The sequence below is a fragment of the Arthrobacter sp. Hiyo1 genome (genome assembly GCF_001263615.2).
GTDB lineage: Bacteria > Actinomycetota > Actinomycetes > Actinomycetales > Micrococcaceae > Arthrobacter.
This window is the reverse complement of record NZ_DF952471.1, coordinates 283685-286257: the sequence shown is the minus strand read 5'-3', so window position 1 is coordinate 286257 and position 2573 is coordinate 283685. Positions and strand designations below refer to the sequence as shown.

Here is a 2573-nt window from a genome sequence, read left to right as displayed (position 1 = left end):
GCGGCCAATCCGCACCGCAGGAAGACCCCTGGGCTACCCCGGGCGTCAGCAATGCGGGTGGATGGGGCAACGGCCCGGATTCCGAACCTCCCTTCTAAATACTCATAAAAGTTCGACGCCGGAACCCGCCGGACGTGCCGCAAGGCACCCGGGTGGCGACCGCCGTCGAGCACCACCATCCCGTGGATCCATTCCACGGGCTCCATAGAAAAGGAGCTCCACGATGGCTAAGGCTGAACTCCGTAAGCCCAAACCAAAGTCCAACCCCTTGAAAGCCGCTGACATCACCGTCATCGACTACAAGGACGTAGCATTGCTGCGCAAGTTCATCTCCGACCGCGGAAAGATCCGCGCCCGTCGCGTCACTGGCGTCACGGTGCAGGAACAGCGCAAAATCGCCCAGGCAATCAAGAACGCCCGCGAAGTTGCTCTGCTGCCTTACTCCGGCGCTGGCCGCGGCTAAGGAAGGGATTAACTAACATGGCAAAGCTCATTCTGACCCACGAAGTAACCGGTCTCGGTGCTGCTGGCGATGTTGTCGAGGTCAAGGACGGTTACGCACGTAACTTCCTGCTGCCCCGCGGCTTCGCTCTGACCTGGACCAAGGGTGGCGAGAAGCAGGTTGAGTCCATCAAGGCTGCCCGCGCTGCTCGTGCCCACGCTTCGGTTGAAGCTGCACAGGCCCAGGCCTCTGCGCTTTCTTCCAAGAAGGTCAAGCTCGTAGTGAAGGCCGGCGAGTCCGGTCGTCTCTTCGGCACCGTCAAGCCGGCTGATGTCGCTGCTGCAGTTGAGGCCGCTGGCCTTGGCTCCATCGACAAGCGCAACGTTGAACTGCCGAACCACATCAAGTCCCTTGGTTCGTACCAGGCCAACGTCCGCCTGCACGAGGACGTTTCCGCTGTCATCGACCTTGAGGTCGTTGCAGGGAAATAATCTCTGACGTAGCTCGAAGGACCCCCGTCCCCGGTTTCCGGAGACGGGGGTCCTTTGCTATATGCGCTTTCGGGGGCGCGAACTGGCAGTAGATGCCCTCCGGCGGCCTCGCTACGGGCATTAGCTGCCAGTTCGCGCCAAGGAAGACGGGGGAACTTGATAGCCTGCCGGGGTGAACCTTGAAACCATGCGCACCAGGCCCTTCTCGCAAGTGGATGTCTTCACCGACGTGCCATACCTCGGCAATCCGCTTGCAATCGTCGTCGACGCTGAGGGGCTCAGCGCGGACCAGATGCAGCACTTTGCCCACTGGACCAACTTGTCCGAGACCACCTTCCTGCTGCCGCCGAGCGATCCTGCGGCCGACTACCGCGTTCGCATCTTCACCGGCAGCGAGGAATTTCCTTTCGCGGGACATCCGACGCTTGGCTCGGCGCATGCCTGGCTGGCGGCCGGCGGAGTGCCGAAACAGGACGGGATGCTGGTTCAGGAATGTGGCGCAGGCTTGGTCAAGGTAAAGCTCGACGGCGGCCGGCTCGCGTTCGCTGCTCCGCCACTGACCCGCTTCGGGCCCGTGGACGAAGGAACAATCGAACAGCTGGCCGCCGGCCTCCGGCTGCCCCAAGCGGCGCTCCTGGATGCATCGTGGCTGGTCAACGGGCCTCAATGGATCGGCGTGCTGCTCGAATCGGCCGAGCAGGTCCTTGGCCTTGAGCCGGACCTTGAGGCGTTGGGGGATCTGAAGGTCGGTGTGATCGGTCCTCATGAACCGGGCGCCGGAGTCGATTTCGAAGTCCGGACGTTCATTCCGGGAGACGCCATGGTGGAGGACCCCGTCACGGGAAGTTTCAATGCGGGGGCTGCCCAGTGGCTGATCGGCAGCGGCCGGGCTCCGGAGCAGTACGTCGCCGCGCAGGGCACCGTGCTGGGCCGGGCGGGACGCATCCACGTCACGGTGGAAGACGGCGAGACCTGGGTGGGCGGGAGCTCGGTGATGTGCATCCAGGGAACGGTCCGCCTGTAGCGGGGGAATAAAAGGCGCGGAGCTGCAGTTTGGGAGTATAGATGCAAACGCATGTACTCTGGTTTGAAGCCATCGAACCGCCTAGCAACAGGAGACAGCCATGGAGACCCGCCGCATAACCGTCCTTTCCGCCGGACTTGGCGTACCGTCGTCGACCAGGCTCCTTGCAGACCAGCTCGCCGCGTCGGCCAAGCGCCAGCTGGGCGATGCCGGCTACGAGGTCCGCGTGGACATTGTCGAACTCCGGGACCTGGCGGTGGATATCGCCAACAACTTCGTCACCGGCTATGCCGCGCCGCGCCTCGCGGAGGTGATCGCCGGCGTCGAGGATTCCGATGGCATCATCGCCGTCACTCCCGTCTTCAGCGCCTCCTACAGCGGGCTGTTCAAGTCCTTCATCGATGTGCTGGACCCCAAGTCCCTGGACGGGAAGGCAGTCCTCCTGGGCGCCACGGGCGGCACCGACCGGCACCAAATGGTGCTCGACTACGCCATGCGTCCGCTCTTCACCTACCTTCGGACCCGGATAACCCAGACGTCCGTTTTCGCCGGGCCCAGGACTGGGGAAACACCGACGACGGCGCGTCGCCGCTATCAGTCCGCGTGGACCGCGCGG

3 protein-coding genes and 2 pseudogenes are annotated in these 2573 nt (G+C 63.6%); all 5 read left to right on the top strand.

Annotation, left to right across the window (positions count from 1 at the left end):
• A pseudogene (locus AHiyo1_RS26760) lies at window positions 1-98 on the top strand (single-stranded DNA-binding protein); the annotation flags it as partial.
• A gap of 125 nt (window positions 99-223) precedes the next feature.
• Window positions 224-463 (top strand): 30S ribosomal protein S18, encoded by a 240-nt coding sequence (rpsR, locus tag AHiyo1_RS12890; RefSeq protein WP_003800144.1) that lies wholly within the window; start codon window positions 224-226, stop codon window positions 461-463.
• 17 nt (window positions 464-480) lie between these two features.
• Complete coding sequence (gene rplI / locus AHiyo1_RS12885; protein ID WP_059388834.1) at window positions 481-933, top strand: 50S ribosomal protein L9; 453 nt, start codon at window positions 481-483, stop codon at window positions 931-933.
• 187 nt (window positions 934-1120) lie between these two features.
• A complete protein-coding gene (locus AHiyo1_RS12880) occupies window positions 1121-1957 on the top strand; it encodes a PhzF family phenazine biosynthesis protein (RefSeq protein WP_059388835.1) in 837 nt (278 codons plus the stop codon).
• 100 nt (window positions 1958-2057) lie between these two features.
• Window positions 2058-2573 (top strand): annotated as a pseudogene (locus tag AHiyo1_RS12875) (FMN reductase); the annotation flags it as partial.

Bases quoted from the DNA above. Each gene is read 5' to 3' on its own strand.
- AHiyo1_RS12880 (WP_059388835.1), top strand. From the start codon at position 1,121: ATGCGCACCAGGCCCTTCTCGCAAGTGGATGTCTTCACCGACGTGCCA.
- rplI (WP_059388834.1), top strand. From the start codon at position 481: ATGGCAAAGCTCATTCTGACCCACGAAGTAACCGGTCTCGGTGCTGCT.
- rpsR (WP_003800144.1), top strand. From the start codon at position 224: ATGGCTAAGGCTGAACTCCGTAAGCCCAAACCAAAGTCCAACCCCTTG.